1 pseudogene is annotated in these 421 nt (G+C 68.2%); it reads right to left on the reverse strand.

What is annotated here, in order from left to right:
* Positions 1-421: pseudogene (locus tag FJV41_RS50850) on the reverse strand (hypothetical protein); the annotation flags it as partial.

The following is a 421-nucleotide window of genomic DNA, read 5'->3' on the forward strand; positions in this document are numbered from 1 at the left end:
TCGGTTTCGACGACGGCCTTGGGCGTGAAGGTGAAGGACGAAATCGCCTTCGCGTCTCCGCGCTGCGTCACCGTGTAGTAGCAGTACGCGTCCTCGAACACCTCGCCGTCGATGGTGTCGTCGCCGCCGCTGCTCTTCCCTCCGCTCTTGGAGTCCGCGCTCTCTCCCGCTGCTGAAGTGCGCACGGCGCGGGCCATGGACAGCCGCAGCTTCTGCGCGGCCAGGCCCGTGCGCACCTCCAGCAGCGCCAGGTACTTCTCCTGCGCGGACGGCGGACGGTGAGCAATCGCCTCGAGAATGGGCTTGAGGCGGTACTCCACGTCCTGGGCCGGCACCGTGGCGAGCGCCTCCACGGCCTTCTCGATGTCGAAGACGACGTCGTACAGCTCGCAGCGCACGTCGGGCTCGCGGTTGACGCGGC

The sequence above is a fragment of the Myxococcus llanfairpwllgwyngyllgogerychwyrndrobwllllantysiliogogogochensis genome, from assembly GCF_006636215.1.
Lineage (GTDB): Bacteria > Myxococcota > Myxococcia > Myxococcales > Myxococcaceae > Myxococcus > Myxococcus llanfairpwllgwyngyllgogerychwyrndrobwllllantysiliogogogochensis.